This is a genomic window from Streptomyces sp. AC1-42W, from assembly GCF_003248355.1.
Classification (GTDB): Bacteria; Actinomycetota; Actinomycetes; order Streptomycetales; family Streptomycetaceae; genus Streptomyces.
The window spans coordinates 114909-132030 of record NZ_QKWY01000003.1 but is presented as its reverse complement, the minus strand read 5'-3'; the positions used below and the strand labels follow the sequence as shown (position 1 = coordinate 132030).

Sequence of the window (17122 nt, the reverse complement as noted above, 5' to 3'; positions counted from 1 at the left end):
GCGCCGCCGCGGGGATTGTGTCGGACGCCCCTAGGGTGGCCGGTGTGGACCTTCAAGCCGTACGCACCTTTGTCGCCGTCGCCGAGGCGGGGCAGTTCCAGAAGGCGGCCGTCGACCTGGCGGTCACCCAGCAAGCCGTCTCCAAGCGGATCGCCGCGCTGGAACAGGCCCTCGGCGTACGGCTGTTCACGCGCGCCCCGCGTGGTGCGGAGCTGACCATCGACGGCCGGGCGTTCCTGCCCCACGCGCGCGAACTGCTGCGCGCGGCCGAGCGGGCGGGCGCGTCCGTGCGCCCCGGCCGACGACCGCTGCGGGTCGACGTCATCGCCTCGCGCAGCGCCCAGTCGGGCGTGATGCGCGGCTTCCACCGCGCGCATCCCGAGGTCGAACTGGACGTGCTGATGCTCCCCGGCATCGATACGGCGGTCGCCGCCCTCCGCTCCGGCGAACTCGACGCCACCTTCCGCGCGGTCGCCGCGCCCGGCCGGCCGCTGCCCGACGACATCGAGGCCATCCGCGTCCTCGACGAACCCCTCCAGCTGCTGACCGGCCCGGCCCACGCGCTGGCCGACGCGCCGTCGGTGACCCTCGCCGGACTCGTCGGGCACCGCATCTGGATGCCCGGGATCGCCCCCGGCACCGAGTGGGGCGCCTACTACGACGACCTGGTCGCCGAGTTCGGGCTCACCATCGAGGCGACCGGCCCCAACTTCGGCTCGGACGCGCTGCTGGACACCATCGCGGACACCCCGGCCCTGGCGACCTTCATGGGCGAGCACTCCCGCCTCATCTGGCCCGCCGGCCACGGGCTGCGCCGTATCCCGGTGACCGCGCCGACGCCGGTCTACCCGCACTCCCTCCTCCACCACCGCGACAACCCGCGCCCGGCGCTGGGCACGTTGCGTGCGTACCTGTCGGCCGCGGTGAGCCCGGCGGACCCGGCGGGGACGTGGGTGCCGGGGTGGGTCGCCCCTCTGCCCAAAAATGGTTGAGCGTGCAATGATCTCGGGCGGTCGTACCGATCGGCCCCTGTGCTCCCCGGTACAGGGCGTCCCCGTACCCAGAAGGCGGTCGTATGCTCCCCCGCAACGCAAAGCTCCGCACCGTCGCCGCGACGGCGACCATGACAGCCGCGCTGACCGGCCTCGCCGTCCTCGGCACCGGCACGGCGAACGCCGCCGGGTGGCCGCCCCTGCAGCCGGGCGCCGCCCTCTACACGGGCGCCAACGGCACCGGCACCGCCCTTCACCCCGACCTCGGCGACTTCGGCACCTGCCACACCACCGCCGAACCGGTCCGCTCGATCCAGATCGTCAACGGCTCCGCGTCGGTCCTGCTCTACTCCGGCGCCGACTGCACGGGCAACACCTGGTCCAGCGGCACCCTGACCCAGAGCAACCTCCCCCAGGCCAAACTGAGCTACCGCGTCGTCTCGGCCCGGTAACCGGGCCCCTGCCACACCGGCCCGCGCGCGGGCGGCACCGGCCGGCCGGAAGGTAGCGTGGTCGTCCCGGCCGGCCGATCAAGTGGCCGTGGTTTCCACGGAGACGGAGTGTTCCGCGTGACCTCGACGGCATCCCCCAGCACGACCACCGAGGCCACCTGGGCCCTGCCACTGCTGGTGCTCGCACCGCTTGCGGCGATCAACCTGCTCACGGAACCCTCCACTCCGTGGCTCGTCATCTCCTGGACCCTGTGGGCTGTCGCGGCCCTTCTCGTGGCGGTCGGCTGGATATCCGTCATCCGCCACGGGATGCGGGGAGCGGGCGCCTGGGGGACGTGCGCGCTGGTGCACGCTGCGGGCGCCTGGCAGCTGGTGGCCGTCCTTCGCGCCTGACACCGCTGCTTCTCCGCGTCCGTTCCACAGCGGCCGCCACGAGCGGGTCAGCGTTCGAGCAGGGAGATGCGGATGGCGCGTTCGACGTGGGCCGCCGTGTTGGCGTGGCCCTCGGCGTTGGGGTGGACCAGGGTGAGCTTCTTGCCGACGACGGCGCAGTTCAGCGGGATGCCGGGTACCGCGGCCGGCCAGAAGTTCTCCGCGTCGCCGCAGATGCCCTCGACCCACTTGGTGTCCGCGGGCTGGCAGACGTCATGGCCCTCGCTGGAGGAGTAGACGTCCACGTAACGGTCGCCGAAGAAGCCGCTCACCTGCTGGATCGTCCTGTTCAGCGGCTTGAGGACGTCGTCGCGCAGCCAGTCGACGTCGGCATGGGTGATCAGGCTCAGCTCGGTCAGCGCCAGGCGGTTGCAGTCGCCGCTGTCCTCGGGGAGGACGGCCGGGTATCCGACGGTGACGACCTTGGCGTTGGGCGCGGCCTGGTGCACCTCGGCGAGCATCTCGATGTACTCGTCCTGCACCCTGGCGAGTTTTTCGGTGATGCTCTCCTCGCCCTCGGGCGGGTCGGTGAAGTAGTCGCGGCAGGACTGGCCGAGCGTGCCCTTCTCCAGACAGGTGGTCAGGATGCCGGCGAACGGCAGGCTGTTGCCGCCGACGCCGATCGTGACGACGTCCGTCTCCTCGTCGAGACCGGCCCGCTTGATCTGCGTGTCCACGGCCGGCCAGCCGCCCTCGGGCGCTTGCACCGGGCTGATCGGGGTCTGCCGGGTCCTGGCGATGTCGGAGGTCACGGCGCCGCCGCAGCTCACGTTCGTCAGGTTGACCGGCTTGCCCGGCGGGAACTCGGCCAGCTCCCGGTCCACGAGGTCCGGATAGGCGTTCTCGGTGCGGTCGCAGCCGTCCCGCGAGGCGTCGCCGAGCGGCGGCTGCGGGGCGCCGATGAAGACGCCGGCGGTGTACGAGTCACCCAGCGCGGCCCACTCGTACGAGTCCGCCGCACCGGCGGAGCCGGAGGGCAGCAGCGCGGACGCCGCCAGGGCGAGTCCGACGGCCAGGGCGCGTGTACGCAGGCGTGACACACGGTGTCGCATGTTTGTGCTCCAGGATGTGGGGGAAGGGCGCCCCGGGGCCGGTCGGCTCCGCCGGGGCGGGGTATCTCGCCAGTGATCATCCATCCAGCCCGCCCGCTCGGGCAGCGAATCGGGCCAATCATCCCCAATCGGGGTAAATCGTCAGATCTATCGCGCAGTTGTCGGCCGTCCGGGTTGACGCCGCCGGGCCCCGGCGCGCCGGGACCCCGTCGATAGGCTCGCCGCATGGGCCTCGACATCACCACACTGATCGCCGACTGGTCGTGGCTGGGGGAGCTGCCCGCGCGGGAGCGGCTGCCACGGCTGCGGGACGCCTGGTACGACGACCGGACCGGGTTCTGGGACCGGGACCGGCCCGCCCCGGCGGGCGACGGCGGCTGGGAGTGGCCGCGCGGGCCGCACAGCGCGTACTTCGGCGTGTACGAGTTCCCCGGCACCTGCGGCTCGTTCAAGCCGCACTTCTGGGCGGGGGAGGCGTGGGAGAACGTACGCGACCACGCCGACCCGGCCCTGCGCGCGGAGCTGGACACGCTGCTGGGCGGGCTGACCTGGGACGGACCGGACTTCGAGGACGAGCGGGAGTGCGAGGGCCGCGCGTTCTTCACCGACGACCCCGAGGTCTCCTACGGCGTACTGGTGGTGTGCGCGCCGGAGCGCGTACGGGAACTGCTCGCGACCTGGGAGCGCGTACGCCCCCGGCTCGACGTACTGCGCGCGCCCTTCGACCGGTACACCGCCGAGCCGCAGGGCTGGATACCCGACTTCGACTCCTTCGTACGCCTCCTGACCGGCTGGGGATACGTCCTGGCCGAGGCGGCCCGGCGGGGCTGGGGGATCGTCGGGGTGAGCGAGTAGCGGTCACCGCCCGCGCGGCGGGCCGCGTGCTACCCCGCAGGTGGGCGGGGTCGGTACTCACTCGCCGTAATGCTTGAATGAACCGTTGCCCCTGATCTCGCGAGGAGAAGCGCTGTGCCCCTGGTGTCTGTCGTGATGCCCGTCTACAACTCGGCGGCCACCCTCGGCGCGGCCGTCCGGTCGGTGCTCACCCAGACGCACACCGACGTGGAGCTGCTGATCACCGACGACCAGTCCTCCGACGAGTCGATGGACCTGCTGCGCGAGTTGGCCGCCCAGGACGAACGCGTACTGCCGCGGACGGCGCCCGAGCGGGGCGGCGCGGGCCGGGCCCGCAACCTCGCGATGGAGCGCGCCCGCGGCGACTACGTCGCGTTCCTCGACTCCGACGACATGTGGCTGCCGGAGAAGACGGAGAAGCAGCTCGCCTTCGCCGCCGGAGGCACCGCGCCGCTGACGTTCACGAGCTACTACAAGATGGACGCCGACCATGCCGGCGAGAGCGTCGACTGGGTGCCCAACGGGCGGGTGATCCGCGCCCGCGCCCACGTGGACTACCGCGCGATGCTGCGCCGCGACTACATCGGCGCGCTCACCGCCATGTACGACCGCAACGCGCTGGGCACCCGGCTCATGCCGGAGATGCGCAAGCGCCAGGACTACGCGCTGTGGCTGTCGATCATGCGCGACGGCGCGGACGCCCGCGGCCTGGCCGAGCCGCTCGCGGTGTACCGGGCCGGCCAGGCGACCTCGCTGTCCTCCAACAAGATGTCCCTGGTCAAGTACAACTGGTCCCTCTACCGCGAGCACGAGCACCTGTCGGTGCCGAGGGCGACACGGGCCCTGGCGGGCGCGGCGTGGCAGTCGCTGCGCAACTCGCGGATCTGAGGCGTATCCCGGACGTACGGGCCCCGGGAACCCCGCGCCCGGTGGGCGCGGGGTCAGGGCCGCGGTCGCGGCTTCACGTCAGGCGCAACTGGCCAGGGCGATGGAGAGGGTCGTGCACGTGGTGTCGTCTTGGTCGTTGGCCGGGTTCGGGTCGTTCGGCGAGGACGCGGTACGGACGGCGGTGACATGGCTGGTGCCGATGTCGAGGATGCCGATCGGGACACGGAACGTGGCGACCGCGTCGGCGCCGTCCGCGAGGTCCGCGTAGGTGCAGGTGACCGTGCCCGGGGCGGCGGTGCAGCCGGGGGAGAGGTCCGTGACGGTCCTCCCCGCCGGGAGCGTCGCGGTCACGGTGACCGCGGTGGCCGTCTCCGGGCCGTTGTTGTGGGTGCGGAGGGTGTACGAGAGGTAGGGCGCCAGGATGCCGACCCTCGGCTGTGCGTCCAGGCGCACGCTCAGGTCCGCCTCGGCGGGTGTGTTGGTGATCGTGATGGTGGGGCCGTTCGCGGTGGCCTCGCCGCCGTTGGCGTAGAGCTGGTAGCGCAGGACGAACGTGCCCGCAGGGGTCTCCGGGTCGACGCGCAGCGTGATCGAGCCGCTGAACGCCTCCCCGCCGGCCAGATCACCGAGCGGCACCCGGGGCCCGTACCCCGCCAGCTCGACGCACGGCGCGGTGTTGCCGCCGCACGACTCGATCGACGTGAACGCGTCGAGGGAACCGAGGCTCGTGGAACCGGCGTAGAAGTTCTCACCGGCACCGGCCCTGGGGGTGTCCGCGGTGCCGTTGAAGTCGATGGTCAGGGTCTCACCGGCGGCCACCGTGGTGGACGAGACGCTGATGTGCGAGACCGCGTACGCCGGAGCGAGCGCGAACTGCGTGCCTGCCACGGCGAGCAGGGTCGCCACGAACAGAGCCCACGCACGGGCCGGTCCGCGCGGCGGCCGGGGGCGGTGCGGAGAAGAGACGAATCGTTTCATCGGCGGTACTCCCTTTCGAGGTCTGCGACGAGCGGTGTCGGTGTCGGGGCCGGTGGGCGCACTGCCGACGATCGGCCTGGAGTTGCCTCGCGTCCTCCCTCCCCTTGCCGGGGCAACGACCGGCCCGGCGTACAGGACACGCCCGAACCGGCCGCGAAAGCCGACGACTTGGCGTACGCCGGAGCGCGCACCGGTGCTGCGGGCACCGGGTGAGCCCGGCCGTGCCGGTAGGCCCCTGGTACGACGCACTTGCCGTCCGTGCGACCCCGGAGGTACCACATGGCGTCCCCCGGGCGGACGTTGAGAGAGGCGGGGTGGTCATAGCGTCGGGTTCATGAGAACTCGCCGACGCGGTGTCGCCGCCTCGTTCCTTGTCCTTGCCCTCGGCGCGGCCGCCGTCACGCCCGCCGTCGCCGCACCGCCGACCGACGTGAGCCGGTCCGCGACCGCTGCCTCCGTCACCGCGCCGCAACTGCGGCTGCCCGCGCCGAGCGGGCCGTACGGGGTCGGGAGGAGCACCCTGCATCTGCGGGACGCCGACCGCACCGACCCGTACGTGCCGGCGGCCGGCGCACGCGAGCTGCTGGTGTCCGTGTTCTACCCCGCGCGGCCCGGCAGCGGGGCGCCCGCCCCGTACATGAGCACGCGTGAGGCGCGACTGCTCCTCGAATCGCGGGGGCTCGGCGGGCTCGTCGCGCCGGAGGTGATCGGGGCGACCGAGACGTACGCCCGTACGGGTGCGAAGCCCGTACGCGGGCGGTTCCCGCTCGTCGTCCTGTCACCCGGCTTCGGGCAGAGCCGCTTCACGCTCACCGCCCTGGCCACGGACCTGGCCGCCCGCGGCTACGTCGTCGCGGCCGTCGACCACGCCCACGAGTCCACCGCCACCGTCTTCCCCGGCGGACGCGTCCTCCCGTGCGCCGCCTGCGACTACGTGGAGCGCACCGGGGAAGCGGGCCTGGCCGAGGTCGCACGGGGGCGGGCGGCGGACGTGTCGTTCCTGCTGGACCGGCTGACCGGCCGTCACCCCGCCTGGCGGTACGCCTCGATGATCGACCGGCGGCGCGTCGGCATGGCCGGGCACTCCATCGGCGGCGACTCCGCCGCGTCCACGATGGCCGCCGACCGGCGCGTGCGCGCGGGCGTGAACATGGACGGCACCTTCTTCGACCCCGTCCCCGCCACCGGGCTCGGCGGCCGCCCGTTCATGATGCTCGGCACCGAAGCCGACCACGCCTCCGGCGGAACCTTCGACACCACCTGGGACCGGGACTGGCAGCGCCTCGACGGCTGGAAGCGGTGGCTGACCGTCGCCGACGCGGGCCACTTCACCTTCACCGACCTGCCGCTGCTCGCCGCCGAACTGGGCATCGTCGACCCCTCGGCCCCGCTGCCCGCCGACCGCTCCGGCGACATCACCCGCGACTACGTGGCCGCCTTCTTCGACCTCCACCTCAAGGGCGTACCGCAGCGGCTGCTCGCCGGCCCGACCGCCGACAACCCGGAGGTCACGTTCCAGCCGTAGCGGGGTCGGCGGTCGTCGGAGCCGGTTCGCCCGGCGCGGCCGCCGGCTTGACGTGTTCGTTGACCCGCTTGCCGAGCAGGACGAAGAGCAGGATCAGCCCGACCGTCAGCAGAATGTGCCCGAGCCCCGCCGTCAGCGGTACGACCTCGGCGATCTCGTCCTCGCTGCGGCCGAGCACGGTCAGGATGCCGTGGACGCCCATCATGGCGGTCGAGAGGGCGATGCCGAGGTTGTAGAACCAGAAGAACGCGGTGAACAGCTTCGAGCCGGAGAGCCCGAAGACCTTGTCCAGCGCGAGCACGATCAGGAAGACGAGCATGCCCAGCGCCAGCAGATGCGTGTGCGTCAGCGCCAGCTGCGTGTCGCCGTGGAAGTCCTCGTGCTTCGTGAACTCCCGGTAGAAAAGCCCGGAGATCACTCCGACGATCATGTAGACGTGCGCTGCGTAATACGACTTCCGCATGACGGCGCCCCACTCCCCGGCTCGACTACCGTTCGGACCAGGCCATACAAGCACTCACCCCTTTCTCCCAGGGGCGCGTCACCAGCCCCTTTCCATCTCCTCTCCAGCCCCTTTCGAGCACACCGTGTCGCCGGGGAGCGGGGCCTGATCCGGGTGGGCGCGGAGCCCGTCGAGGAGGATCGTGAGGTAGCGGCGCCACGGCTCGCCCCCGGGCTCGCCGGCGGGCAGCGCCATGACGACGTCGATCATCGCCGCGATCGGGGCGATGTCGGCCTCGGTCACCCCGTCGCGCAGGGTGCCTTCGGCGCGGGCGCGCGCCACCAGATGCGCGCAGTGCGCCATGATCTCCTGCCGCGCGCGTACGAGGCCGGGGCCCTCGGCGTCGCCCCGGCGCATCAGTTCGCGCAGCCCCCGGTTGTGCGCGGCCCGCGCCAGGGCGCCTTCGAGGAACCCGGCCAGCGCCCCGAAGGCGTCCTGCTCGTCCCGTGCCGCGCGGGCCATCGCCGCGATGTCGTCGAGCTCTTCCCCGAAGACGGCCTCCGCAAGCGTCTGCTTGTCGCGGTACTTCCGGTAGACCGTGCCGACCCCCAGCCCGGCGTGGTGCGCGACATCGTTGAGCGTCGCCTGAAGGCCCCGTACGGCGAACACCTCGCGCCCGGCCCGCAGGATGCGCCGGCGGTTGAGCTCGGCGTCCCGCCTCAGCGGGCGCGCGCCCGCCGCAGCCGCTCCGTCGCCTTCGGCAGCCGCTCCGTCGCCTTCCGCCCGACCGCCCATGAACGTCTCCTCGTACCAACCGATGAACCGGATAGAGCATATCCGGTTCCGTGCTGCGGTCCCCGTAAGCGGATAAGGGATATCCGCATAGCGTCTCCGCGGCGCCGGGCCGTGCATCCGATCCGCCGCCCGCGCCCGCGACGGAGGGAGCCAGGATGCAGACCGTGGTCATCACCGGAGGCACCGACGGACTCGGCAAGGGGCTCGCCCTCCACTGCCTGAGCCAGGGCGCGCGCGTCCTGGCCGTCGGCAGCACCCCGGCCAAGGGGCAGGCCCTGCTCGCGCAGGCGGAGGCCCTCCGAGCGGGCGACCGCGTGGTCTTCCTGCGGGCCGACCTGACCTCCGTCGCGGCGACCAGACAACTCGTCACCCGCATCCGCGCCACCTGCCCCTCGGTGGACGCACTCGTCCTGTGCGCCCAGCGCTACCGCCTCTTCGGCCCCCGCACGGTCACCGAAGAAGGGTTCGAGCACAGCTTCGCCCTCGCCTACCTGAGCCGGTTCGTCCTGAGCCACGGACTGCACGACGCATTGGAGGCCGCGCCCCGGCCCGTCGTCATGAACGTCGGCACCCCCGGCGTCCCCCTGGGCCGCATCCACTGGGACGACCCGCAGCTCACCCGGCACTACGGCGGCACCAGGGCCACCCTCCAGTCCTTCCGGGCCAACGACCTGCTCGGCGCGTCCTTCGCCACCGTCCACCCCGGCACCCGCGTCCGTACGATCGGCTACCACCCCGGCGTCGTGGCCACCGGCATGCCCGATCACCTCCCGCAGCCGATGCGCACCCTCACCAGGGCGTCCTTCGCCCTGTTCGCCACATCCGTGGACAAGGCGGTCGCCCCCATGGCCCGCCTCCTGGCCGAACCGCCGCACGACGCGTACACGGCCTACCGCACCACCCGTCGGCTCCCCCTCAAGGGCAAGGCGTTCGACCCGGAGGCGGCCCTGCGTCTGCACCACCTCACCCGGAGGCTCCTCGTGGCGGCCGACGCCTCCTGATCAGGGCTCAGGCCCTCGTCGACGGCTTCTCAGCCGGCGGAGGCCAGGGCGAAGTCCTGCGGCAGGCGCGGCGGAGTACCCCGCGTCCACACCACCCGGAGCGCGGAGGCGGAGATCCGCCAGCCCTCCGGCGTCCTCACCAGCTCGGCGTCCGTATGCCCGGCGGAGACGAACAGGTTCTCCGAGCCGTCCGCGAGGACATGGGTGCTCAGCTGGGTGCCCCTGGCGGTGGCCCGGTCGCCGTCGATCTCGATGACGGCATTCGTGCCCATGTGCACCGTCCGGTCGAACAGGGCCATGCCCTGCCGAATGCGCTCCAGGACGGCGCTCCGGCCGCGTACGGTCCCGATGGGCATCTCCGCGGTGACGTCCTCGGTGTGGAACCTGCGCGCCCACTCCTCGTCGAAGACCCCGTGGTCCAGGGAGTGGAGGTAGCGGTCCAGCAGATCGGTGATCTCGGCACGGTCGGTCAGGTGTCGCAGCTGTCGCCGCGCTTCTTCGGTATCCATGGCGCAAGCCTCATGCCTCAAGCGGACTTGAGGTCAAGGCGCTTCCGGTCAAGGCGCTTCCCGCCCGTTGTCAGACCCGTCTGCGAGGCTCGGGAGCATGGACGTGGAAGTGCAACTGACGATCGACTGCGCCGATCCGCAGCGGATGGTGGCCTTCTGGGCCCCCGCCCTGGGTTACGTGCCCGAGCCCGCGCCGGACGGCCATGCCTCGTGGCGGGCGTACTGGCAGGACATGGGGGTGCCGGCGGAGGAGCTGCCGCCCGGAGCGGGGGACATACCGGAGTCGATCATCGACCCGGCGGGGCGGGGGCCGCGGGTGTGGTTCCAGCGGGTCCCGGAGGCGAAGGCCGTCAAGAACCGGTGGCACTTCGACCTCAAGGTCGGGGGCGGCCGCGCCGTCCCGGTGGCCGTCCGCAAGGAACGGGTGGACGCCACGGTGGCCCGGCTGGTCGAGGCCGGTGCCACGGTGGCGCGGATCAGGGAGGAACCGGACATGGAGTTCTACGCCGCCGCCATGCTGGACCCCGAGGGCAACGAGTTCGACGTCGTCTGAGCGGGTCGGCCGGTGCTTGTCCGGCCCCGGATCAGAGGATCTGGATGCTCTTGATCCGGGGCGGGTTGTTCGGGAACGTGATGTCCGTCCAGCGGTTGATCCGCACGGAGTCGCCGTTGACGTCGTAGTAGATGAGGTCGTTGTTCCCGGTGGAGATCCGGTCGGCCCACCAGCCGCCGAAGTCGGTCCGGCCCGCGTTCGCGTAGCAGTCCACGCTCTGACGGCCGTCGAGGTGGGAGTAGATCTTCAGGAAGTCCGCGCCGCCGACGCACTCCACGTGGTCGATGGCGTAGGCGGACCCGGCGGGTACGGCGACGGTGAGCGAGGCCGCGGCGGCGAGCGCCATGGCCAGGGAGCCGACGATCCGCTTGCCCTGTGCGATCACGAGATCTCCTTGGTACGTACGGGCCGGGCGCGCGGCCCGGCCGTATCGGTGACGAGGCGACGCCGGCACACCGGCCTCCGCCCCGCCGGGCCGCGAGCCGGCCCGAAGTCGATCTTGTGGCCCCGGTGCCGACGGGCACGGCAGGCGCCGGGGAACCGCCGATTTCCGACCCAATCAGCCGAAACGAAGGAGACGGGAGCGCCGGGCAGCGTGCCGCTCCCGGCGCTCCCGGCGCTCCCGCTCCCGGCGTACTCCGGCGGCGCTCCAGGCGCCTTCGGCAGGGTGGGCCCTGTGACACACAGGTCGATCGATTCGACCGGAGGCTCCCTCTCCGTGGCCCGCCCGATCCTGCACGGGCGGGCCACTTGTGCGCGCGGCCGCACGCCGTACGGGCGAGGGCGGGACCGGGCGCCGGGTCAGGCGACGGCCCAGGGGGTGCGCCCGTGGGTGGAGATGTCCGACGACGGGTACAGCCCGGCGTCCCAGGACGGCTGGAGGGCGGCGGAGACGATGCCCCAGAGCTGCCCTGCGGTGAGGGTGTGCACGGGTACGACGACCTCGCCGGCGAGGCTGACCCCGTACGACGATTCGAGGGTGCCGACCAGGGCGATGAGGGCCATGGAGTCGAGCCCGTAACTCTCCATCGGGGCATCGGGGTCGGGTGTCTTCCCCTGGCCAAGGCCGGGCAACCCCTGCTGGAGGATCTTCTCGAACTTCGCGTTCCACGGTGTCTGTGACATGGGGTGGACTTCCTTCCGGCTGCCGGGACTTCTGGCCGCGTGCGAGCCCGTGCACGTCCGTCACGCTGCCGGTTCGCGCTTGAGCTCTCTTGGACGACCGCTCGCGCGGCGGTACGGCGGAGGCGGCCCGCTGCCCCTGGCGTTGTCGGTGTAACCGTTTATAGTGGTTACATGAATGCTGCGGAGAGAACGGAGTCGCGGTCGCCCGGTCTGACGCTGCGCTCCACCACGGGGGTCGCGTACCGGTTCGACCCGGGCGCCCTGTGCCTGGAGCTGCTGACCACCGGCGGCCCCGGCCCCTACCAGCGGTACGAGGTGCTGTACGAGCCCGCCGACGTCCTCGCCTGGGCGGAGCGCTCCCGGCTCACCCCGACCCCCGAACCGGCCGTCTCCGCGACGGAGGTGGCCCTGCTGCGGGGGCTGCGCGACGCGCTGTTCCGGGTGGTCATCGCACACACACGCGGCGAACCGCACCCGGTCGCGGACCTGGCGGTCATCAACGAGGTCGCCGCCCGCCCGGCCCTGGCGCCCGCCATCGGCCCGGACGGCCGCCGCCTCTGGGCCGGCGCCCCGCAGGGCACGGCGCTGGCCGCCACCGTCGCGCGCGACGCCGTCGAGCTGCTGACCGGCCCCCACGCCCACCGCATCCGCACCTGCGCCGCCGAGGACTGCCACCTCATCTACGTGGACACCTCGCGCCCCGGCCGCCGCCGCTGGTGCTCGATGGAGCACTGCGGCAACCGACACAAGGTCAGGGCGCTGCGCGCCCGCCACTCCGAGGAAGGATGACCGATGACCACCGGACTCACCAGGGACGCGGGCTGGCAGATCGGCGTGTCCCGCACCCTGCCCCACCCCCCGTCCGTCGTCTGGGACTTCATGAGCGGCCCCGAAGGACTCGCCCTCTGGCTCGGCTCGGACACGGACCTGACCCCCGAGCGCGGCGCGCCGTACCGCACGGCGGCGGGCGTGACCGGCGAGGTACGCGGCTACCGCCCGGGGGACCGCATCCGCGTCACCCACGGCACCACCACCCTCCAACTGGCCATGACCCCGGCGGCGGACGGCGCCCGTACGATGCTCCGCTTCCACCAGGAGCACCTGTCGAGCGCGGAGGAACGCGAACACCGGCGGGCCCACTGGCAGCAGGTGATGGACGAGGTGGAGGCCGCCCTGGACCGCCCGTGACGGGCGCACAGTGAGCCGGCCGTCCCCTCACCGGATCTCGCCCGCCCCCTCAGCCGTGCAGCGCGGCGAAGTCCAGCAGGGGGCCGGCGACTTGCGGCGGGTCCTCCAGGATCGGCGAGTGCCCCAGCCCCGCCAGCAGCTCCACACGGGAGCCCGGGACGACGCGGTAGTCGGCGGCCGACGAGGAGCGCCAGCGGCGGTCGTCCGCGCCGAAGAGCACCAGCAGCGGCTTGCCGAGCACCGCCAGCCGTTCCGGCAGCGCCCGCTCCGACATATAGGCGAGCGTGCCCCGCATCGTGGCGGCGAAGCTGTGCGCGGTCATGGCGCGTACCTCGTCCAGCAGCGCGTCCGGTACCCGGTAGCCGGGGCGGCTGAAACCTGTGCTCGCGAGCTGCCGGATCTGCTCGTCGTCCGGCGGCCACCGTACGGGACCCGCAGAACCCTGCGCGTCCGGGCCGGTGAACGCGCCCAGGCCGGGCCCCGTGTTGACGAGCACCAGCGCCGACACCAGCTCGGGCCGCCGCTCCGCCGGCGCCGTGGCCGTCACCCCACCGCTGGAGTGGCCCACCACCACGGCGCGCCCGACCCCCAGCCGGTCCAGCACCTCGCCGACCCGCCGCGCCTGGTCCGGGATCGCGTACGAACCGTCGTCCGGCTTGTCCGACCGGCCGTGCCCGAGCAGATCGACCCGTACGACACGGTGCGCGCGGGCCCCGTTCCGCGTCAGCAGCGGGACGAGCGCGTCCCAGGAGCGCACGGAGGACGCCGACCCGTGGATGAGCAGGAGCGCCGGGGCCTCGCGGGGCCCGTCCTGGCACACATGGAGGGTGTCGCCGTCGTGCAGCGTCACCGCCGAGAACTCGGTCGTGCTCTCAGAAGCAGTCATGAACCCACTGTCGCCACCTGCTCCGCCCGCGTATTGGACGAATGTTCCGCCTCGTAGCATGGGAGGGTGCACACGTTCACGCACGGCACGGCCGTGTGGCACATCGCCCGTCCCCAGCGGCCCAGCCGGGTGGCCGGAGTCACCATGGCAGGGTTCCGCGTGCACGACCTGGACGCGCTGCGCATGGTCCCGCATCCGGCGGTCACGCTGCTCCTCGAATTCGGCGCCGGTGCCCCCGTCCTCGACTCCGCGACCGGTGACCCGCAACGCGGCTGCCTCGTGGCCGGCCCCGGACTCGGCTCCGGGGGAGCGGTGCGGGCGCGCGGGGAGAACGTCGAGTGCGTACAGGTGCGGCTGTCCCCGGTGATCGCCCGCGCGGTGCTCGGCGTCCCTCCCGCCGAACTCGACGGCACCGTGGTCCCGCTGGAGGCCCTGTGGGGCCGCGAGGCGTCGCGGATACGGGAACGGCTCGGCGAAACCCCCTCCTGGCAGGACCGCTTCGCGCTCGCGGACGCCCTGCTCGCCCGCCGGTACGCGGCCCGGCCGCCGGTGGACCCCGAGGTGGCGCGGGCCTGGCAGCGGATCACCGCCGGGCACGGCACGGTCCGGATCGAGGAACTCGCCGCCGAGGTCGGCTGGAGCCGGAAGCGGCTGTGGTCCCGCTTCCGTTCCCAGCTCGGCCTGGCTCCCAAACGCGCGGCGAGCCTGATCCGCTTCGACCACGCCGCCCACCGCCTGGTCGCGGGCGAGGGCGCGGCCCGGGTGGCCGCCGAAACGGGTTACGCGGACCAGCCCCACCTCCACCGGGAGGTCATGGCGTTCACCGGGGCCACCCCGGCGGCGGTGGCGCGCGAACCGTTCCTCGCCGTGGACCCGATCGCCTGGCCGGGCCGCTGAGGGACACGGGAGAGGAAGAGGCCGCGTCGTATGACTCCGGAGTCGGAGCGGTTCGTCGTCATTACCGGAGGCCCCGGCTCCGGAAAGAGCACCTTGATCGACCACCTGCACGGGATGGGGTACGCGCGCTCCGTCGAGGCGGGGCGCGGCGTCATCCGGGACCAGATGGCGATCGGCGGCCCCGCGCTGCCCTGGGCCGATCGCGCGCTCTTCGCCGAACTGATGCTCAGCTGGGAACTGCGCTCCTACCGCATGGCCGCCGGGTCGGCGGAGCCGGTCCTCTTCGACCGGGGTGTCCCGGACGTCGTGGGCTATCTGCGGCTGGAGGGGCTGCCGGTCCCCGACCACGTCCACACCGCCGCCGAGACGTTCCGCTACCACCGCCGCGTGCTCATCGCCCCGCCCTGGCCGGAGATCTACCTCTGATCTTGGCCAGTGCTCCGCCCTTCAGGGCGGGGGTGAAGGCCACCCTTGGCGCGGAGGCGCGCAGCGCCGGAGTTCGCTGCGAGCCTCCGGGGCAACGGTCAGACGGGCCGCTTCTGGTTCTCGATGTACTGCTTGACCACGGTCAGCGGTGCGCCGCCGCAGGAGCCTGCGAAGTAGGAGCCGGACCAGAAGTGTCCGCCCCACAGATATCGGCGCACGTGGCTGTCGTACTCCTTGCGCAGCAGCCGGGCCGAGACTCCCTTGAGGCTGTTGACCAGCTTGGAGAGCTGGACCTTTGGCGGGTAGTGCACCAGGAGATGCACGTGGTCGTCCTCGCCGTTGAACTGTTTCAGCTCGGCCTCGAAGTCGCTGCACACCTCCCGCATGATCTCTTCGCACCGCGTCAGCATGGCGTCGGTCATGGCCTTGCGTCGGTACTTCGTTACGAAAACCAAGTGGACGTGCAAGTTGTAGACGACGTGACGTCCTGTGCGTACATCGGGATTGGGGTTCCATCGTGGTGACATAAACCTATGCTAGGGTGAAGATCATGGGTCAGGAAATCGCGTACGAGAAGCGGCAGTTCGGGCACCGCGCCCGACTGGCGCTCACTCCTGCGCAAGTCCGGCTCATGGACGACCAGGGCCACGCGGCGCGTACGACGTGGAACCTGCTGCACGACTTCTGGACGATGACGCCGAAGTACCGCCGCGACTTGAAGGCTGCGGACGAGGCGATCCGGCAGGCCCGCAAAGAGATCGACTGGCTCGGTGTGCTGCCCGCACAGGCGGCACAGGCCGTCCTCAAGACGTATTTCCAGGCATGGAAGAACTGCTGGGAAGGACGGGCGGACGAGCCGAACTTCAAGGCCCGCATCCGCACTCCGCTGACGGTGGACGTGCCGCAGGGCCGGGATCTGAACATCGTTCGGATCAACCGCCGCTGGGGCGAGGCCCAGATCCCGAAGATCGGACGGGTCCGGTTCCGCTGGACCCGCGACCTTCCCATCGGCAAGCGGGCCGACACCGACAACCGGATCACCGGGGCACGGCTGGTCAAGGACTCGCTCGGCTGGCACATCGCCTTCCGCGTCCAGACCCGAGAGGCCGTCCCGGCCCCGCACACCGGTCCCGAGATCGGCATCGACTTCGGCGTGAACCTCCCCCTCGCCCTATCGGACGGCAACCACCAGGACCACAGCCACGCGCCGCGCCTTCCCGACGGCACCGCCGACCGGGACAAGTGGCTCACCGAGAAGGAAAAAACCGTGCTGCTCCGCCTTGAGCAGCACGCCGCACGTCTCAAGCAGCACCGCAAGCGCGGAGAGAAGTTCTCAGGCCGCCTGCGCGCTGTGTACCGCCGGATCGGCAGACTCCGAGCAACAGCCACGCGACGAGCAACCGACTGGCAGCACCAGACCACCACCATGCTCGCCCGCACGTATGGCGTGATCGTGGTGGAAGACCTGCACATCACGAACATGACCAAGAGCGCCAAGGGCACCATCGAGGAGCCGGGCAGGAACGTCGCGGCCAAGGCCGGACTGAACCGCTCCATAGCCCAAGAGGCATGGGGCCGGACCATGACCATGCTCGGGTACAAGACCGCCCGAAACGGGGGCACCCTGGTCAAGGTCCCGGCCCCGTACACCTCCCAGCGCTGCCACGCCTGCGGGCTCGTCACACCCGGCAGCCGCGAGGACCAGGCCACGTTCGTGTGCAAGAACAGCATGTGCGGATGGACCGGCAACGCCGACGAGAACGCGGCCCGGAACATCCTGCACCTGTACCGGATCGGCCACACCGTGGTCATCCCGGCTGCCGGGAGGGCAGTCGTCAGGCGGCGTAAGCCGTCCAACCCACCGGCGCAAGCCAGGCGGGAATCTCCCTCGTTCACGAGGGAGTGAGCTTCAAGAACAGGACGGGGAACGCACACAGTCCTACGCCCAGGCCGAACGCACCTACGAGTCGATGGTCGACGTGTACACCGCGTACGGCTACGAACTGGTGCACCTGCCTCTCGCCCCCGTCGAGGAGCGCGCACGGTTCGTGACGGACTTCCTGCGCTGACGACGCGGGGGCAACTGCCGCCCGTCCCGGCCGAGTCCGGGCCCACACCGCCCGGCA

At 71.9% G+C, this 17122-nt stretch carries 22 protein-coding genes; 13 read left to right on the top strand and 9 right to left on the bottom strand.

The window, feature by feature from the left end; genetic code table 11:
- Window positions 1-44 precede the first annotated feature (44 nt).
- The 3 genes from DNK56_RS33485 (at window position 45) to DNK56_RS33475 (ending at window position 1837) form a co-directional block, all read left to right on the top strand.
- Window positions 45-992, top strand: a complete 948-nt coding sequence (locus tag DNK56_RS33485) for a LysR family transcriptional regulator (protein ID WP_111339942.1) — start codon at window positions 45-47, stop codon at window positions 990-992.
- A gap of 83 nt (window positions 993-1075) precedes the next feature.
- Window positions 1076-1444, top strand: coding sequence for a hypothetical protein (locus DNK56_RS33480; RefSeq protein ID WP_111339822.1), 369 nt, complete (start codon window positions 1076-1078; stop codon window positions 1442-1444).
- A 117-nt stretch (window positions 1445-1561) separates the two neighbouring features.
- On the top strand, window positions 1562-1837 hold the full coding sequence (locus DNK56_RS33475) for a hypothetical protein (protein WP_146610542.1): 276 nt from the start codon (window positions 1562-1564) through the stop codon (window positions 1835-1837).
- Window positions 1838-1884: 47 nt separating this feature from the next.
- Here DNK56_RS33475 and DNK56_RS33470 read toward each other — a convergent pair whose 3' ends face one another.
- Window positions 1885-2928, bottom strand: coding sequence for an SGNH/GDSL hydrolase family protein (locus DNK56_RS33470; protein WP_111339820.1), 1044 nt, complete (start codon window positions 2926-2928; stop codon window positions 1885-1887).
- A 225-nt stretch (window positions 2929-3153) separates the two neighbouring features.
- Here DNK56_RS33470 and DNK56_RS33465 point away from each other — a divergent pair, with 225 nt between their 5' ends.
- The gene (locus DNK56_RS33465; RefSeq protein ID WP_111339819.1) at window positions 3154-3783 is read left to right on the top strand and encodes a hypothetical protein; all 630 of its coding nucleotides are present in this window, start codon (window positions 3154-3156) and stop codon (window positions 3781-3783) included.
- A 114-nt stretch (window positions 3784-3897) separates the two neighbouring features.
- Window positions 3898-4671, top strand: coding sequence for a glycosyltransferase family 2 protein (locus DNK56_RS33460; protein WP_111339818.1), 774 nt, complete (start codon window positions 3898-3900; stop codon window positions 4669-4671).
- Between the two features lie 78 nt (window positions 4672-4749).
- Here the strand turns inward: DNK56_RS33460 and DNK56_RS33455 are convergent, their stop codons facing one another.
- A complete protein-coding gene (locus DNK56_RS33455; protein WP_241990221.1) occupies window positions 4750-5559 on the bottom strand; it encodes a DUF11 domain-containing protein in 810 nt (269 codons plus the stop codon).
- 424 nt (window positions 5560-5983) lie between these two features.
- Here DNK56_RS33455 and DNK56_RS33450 point away from each other — a divergent pair, with 424 nt between their 5' ends.
- The gene (locus DNK56_RS33450) at window positions 5984-7174 is read left to right on the top strand and encodes an alpha/beta hydrolase family protein (protein WP_111339816.1); all 1191 of its coding nucleotides are present in this window, start codon (window positions 5984-5986) and stop codon (window positions 7172-7174) included.
- On the opposite strand, the gene DNK56_RS33445 is transcribed toward DNK56_RS33450, so the two are convergent.
- Together DNK56_RS33445 and DNK56_RS33440 are read right to left on the bottom strand one after the other, a co-directional pair.
- Entirely contained in the window at window positions 7158-7637 is a 480-nt protein-coding gene (locus DNK56_RS33445) for a DUF2871 domain-containing protein (protein ID WP_111339815.1), read from the bottom strand. The two genes, DNK56_RS33450 and DNK56_RS33445, sit on opposite strands and share 17 nt — an antisense overlap.
- Window positions 7638-7715: 78 nt before the next feature.
- A complete protein-coding gene (locus tag DNK56_RS33440; RefSeq protein ID WP_158558565.1) occupies window positions 7716-8411 on the bottom strand; it encodes a TetR/AcrR family transcriptional regulator in 696 nt (231 codons plus the stop codon).
- Between the two features lie 155 nt (window positions 8412-8566).
- On the opposite strand from DNK56_RS33440, the gene DNK56_RS33435 reads away from it, so the two are divergent.
- Window positions 8567-9412, top strand: coding sequence for an SDR family NAD(P)-dependent oxidoreductase (locus DNK56_RS33435; RefSeq protein WP_111339813.1), 846 nt, complete (start codon window positions 8567-8569; stop codon window positions 9410-9412).
- Between the two features lie 29 nt (window positions 9413-9441).
- Here the strand turns inward: DNK56_RS33435 and DNK56_RS33430 are convergent, their stop codons facing one another.
- The gene (locus DNK56_RS33430; RefSeq protein WP_111339812.1) at window positions 9442-9921 is read right to left on the bottom strand and encodes a nuclear transport factor 2 family protein; all 480 of its coding nucleotides are present in this window, start codon (window positions 9919-9921) and stop codon (window positions 9442-9444) included.
- A 97-nt stretch (window positions 9922-10018) separates the two neighbouring features.
- On the opposite strand from DNK56_RS33430, the gene DNK56_RS33425 reads away from it, so the two are divergent.
- Window positions 10019-10474: a VOC family protein gene (locus DNK56_RS33425; protein WP_111339811.1), complete on the top strand. Its 456-nt coding sequence runs from the start codon at window positions 10019-10021 to the stop codon at window positions 10472-10474.
- A gap of 31 nt (window positions 10475-10505) precedes the next feature.
- On the opposite strand, the gene DNK56_RS33420 is transcribed toward DNK56_RS33425, so the two are convergent.
- Entirely contained in the window at window positions 10506-10859 is a 354-nt protein-coding gene (locus tag DNK56_RS33420) for a beta/gamma crystallin domain-containing protein (RefSeq protein ID WP_111339810.1), read from the bottom strand.
- Between the two features lie 416 nt (window positions 10860-11275).
- Window positions 11276-11599: an acyl carrier protein gene (locus DNK56_RS33415; protein WP_111339809.1), complete on the bottom strand. Its 324-nt coding sequence runs from the start codon at window positions 11597-11599 to the stop codon at window positions 11276-11278.
- A 171-nt stretch (window positions 11600-11770) separates the two neighbouring features.
- Here DNK56_RS33415 and DNK56_RS33410 point away from each other — a divergent pair, with 171 nt between their 5' ends.
- Window positions 11771-12388, top strand: a complete 618-nt coding sequence (locus tag DNK56_RS33410; RefSeq protein WP_111339808.1) for a CGNR zinc finger domain-containing protein — start codon at window positions 11771-11773, stop codon at window positions 12386-12388.
- Between the two features lie 3 nt (window positions 12389-12391).
- Window positions 12392-12787: an SRPBCC family protein gene (locus tag DNK56_RS33405; protein ID WP_111339807.1), complete on the top strand. Its 396-nt coding sequence runs from the start codon at window positions 12392-12394 to the stop codon at window positions 12785-12787.
- A 49-nt stretch (window positions 12788-12836) separates the two neighbouring features.
- Here the strand turns inward: DNK56_RS33405 and DNK56_RS33400 are convergent, their stop codons facing one another.
- A complete protein-coding gene (locus DNK56_RS33400; RefSeq protein WP_111339806.1) occupies window positions 12837-13673 on the bottom strand; it encodes an alpha/beta fold hydrolase in 837 nt (278 codons plus the stop codon).
- Window positions 13674-13739: 66 nt separating this feature from the next.
- Here DNK56_RS33400 and DNK56_RS33395 point away from each other — a divergent pair, with 66 nt between their 5' ends.
- On the top strand, window positions 13740-14570 hold the full coding sequence (locus DNK56_RS33395) for an AraC family transcriptional regulator (RefSeq protein WP_111339805.1): 831 nt from the start codon (window positions 13740-13742) through the stop codon (window positions 14568-14570).
- Window positions 14571-14600: 30 nt separating this feature from the next.
- A complete protein-coding gene (locus tag DNK56_RS33390; protein ID WP_111339804.1) occupies window positions 14601-14996 on the top strand; it encodes an AAA family ATPase in 396 nt (131 codons plus the stop codon).
- Between the two features lie 98 nt (window positions 14997-15094).
- On the opposite strand, the gene tnpA is transcribed toward DNK56_RS33390, so the two are convergent.
- Window positions 15095-15523 (bottom strand): IS200/IS605 family transposase, encoded by a 429-nt coding sequence (tnpA, locus tag DNK56_RS33385; protein WP_111331333.1) that lies wholly within the window; start codon window positions 15521-15523, stop codon window positions 15095-15097.
- 23 nt (window positions 15524-15546) lie between these two features.
- Between tnpA and DNK56_RS33380 the strand changes: the two genes are divergently transcribed.
- Window positions 15547-16902, top strand: coding sequence for an RNA-guided endonuclease InsQ/TnpB family protein (locus tag DNK56_RS33380; RefSeq protein WP_199563574.1), 1356 nt, complete (start codon window positions 15547-15549; stop codon window positions 16900-16902).
- Window positions 16903-17122: the final 220 nt, after the last annotated feature.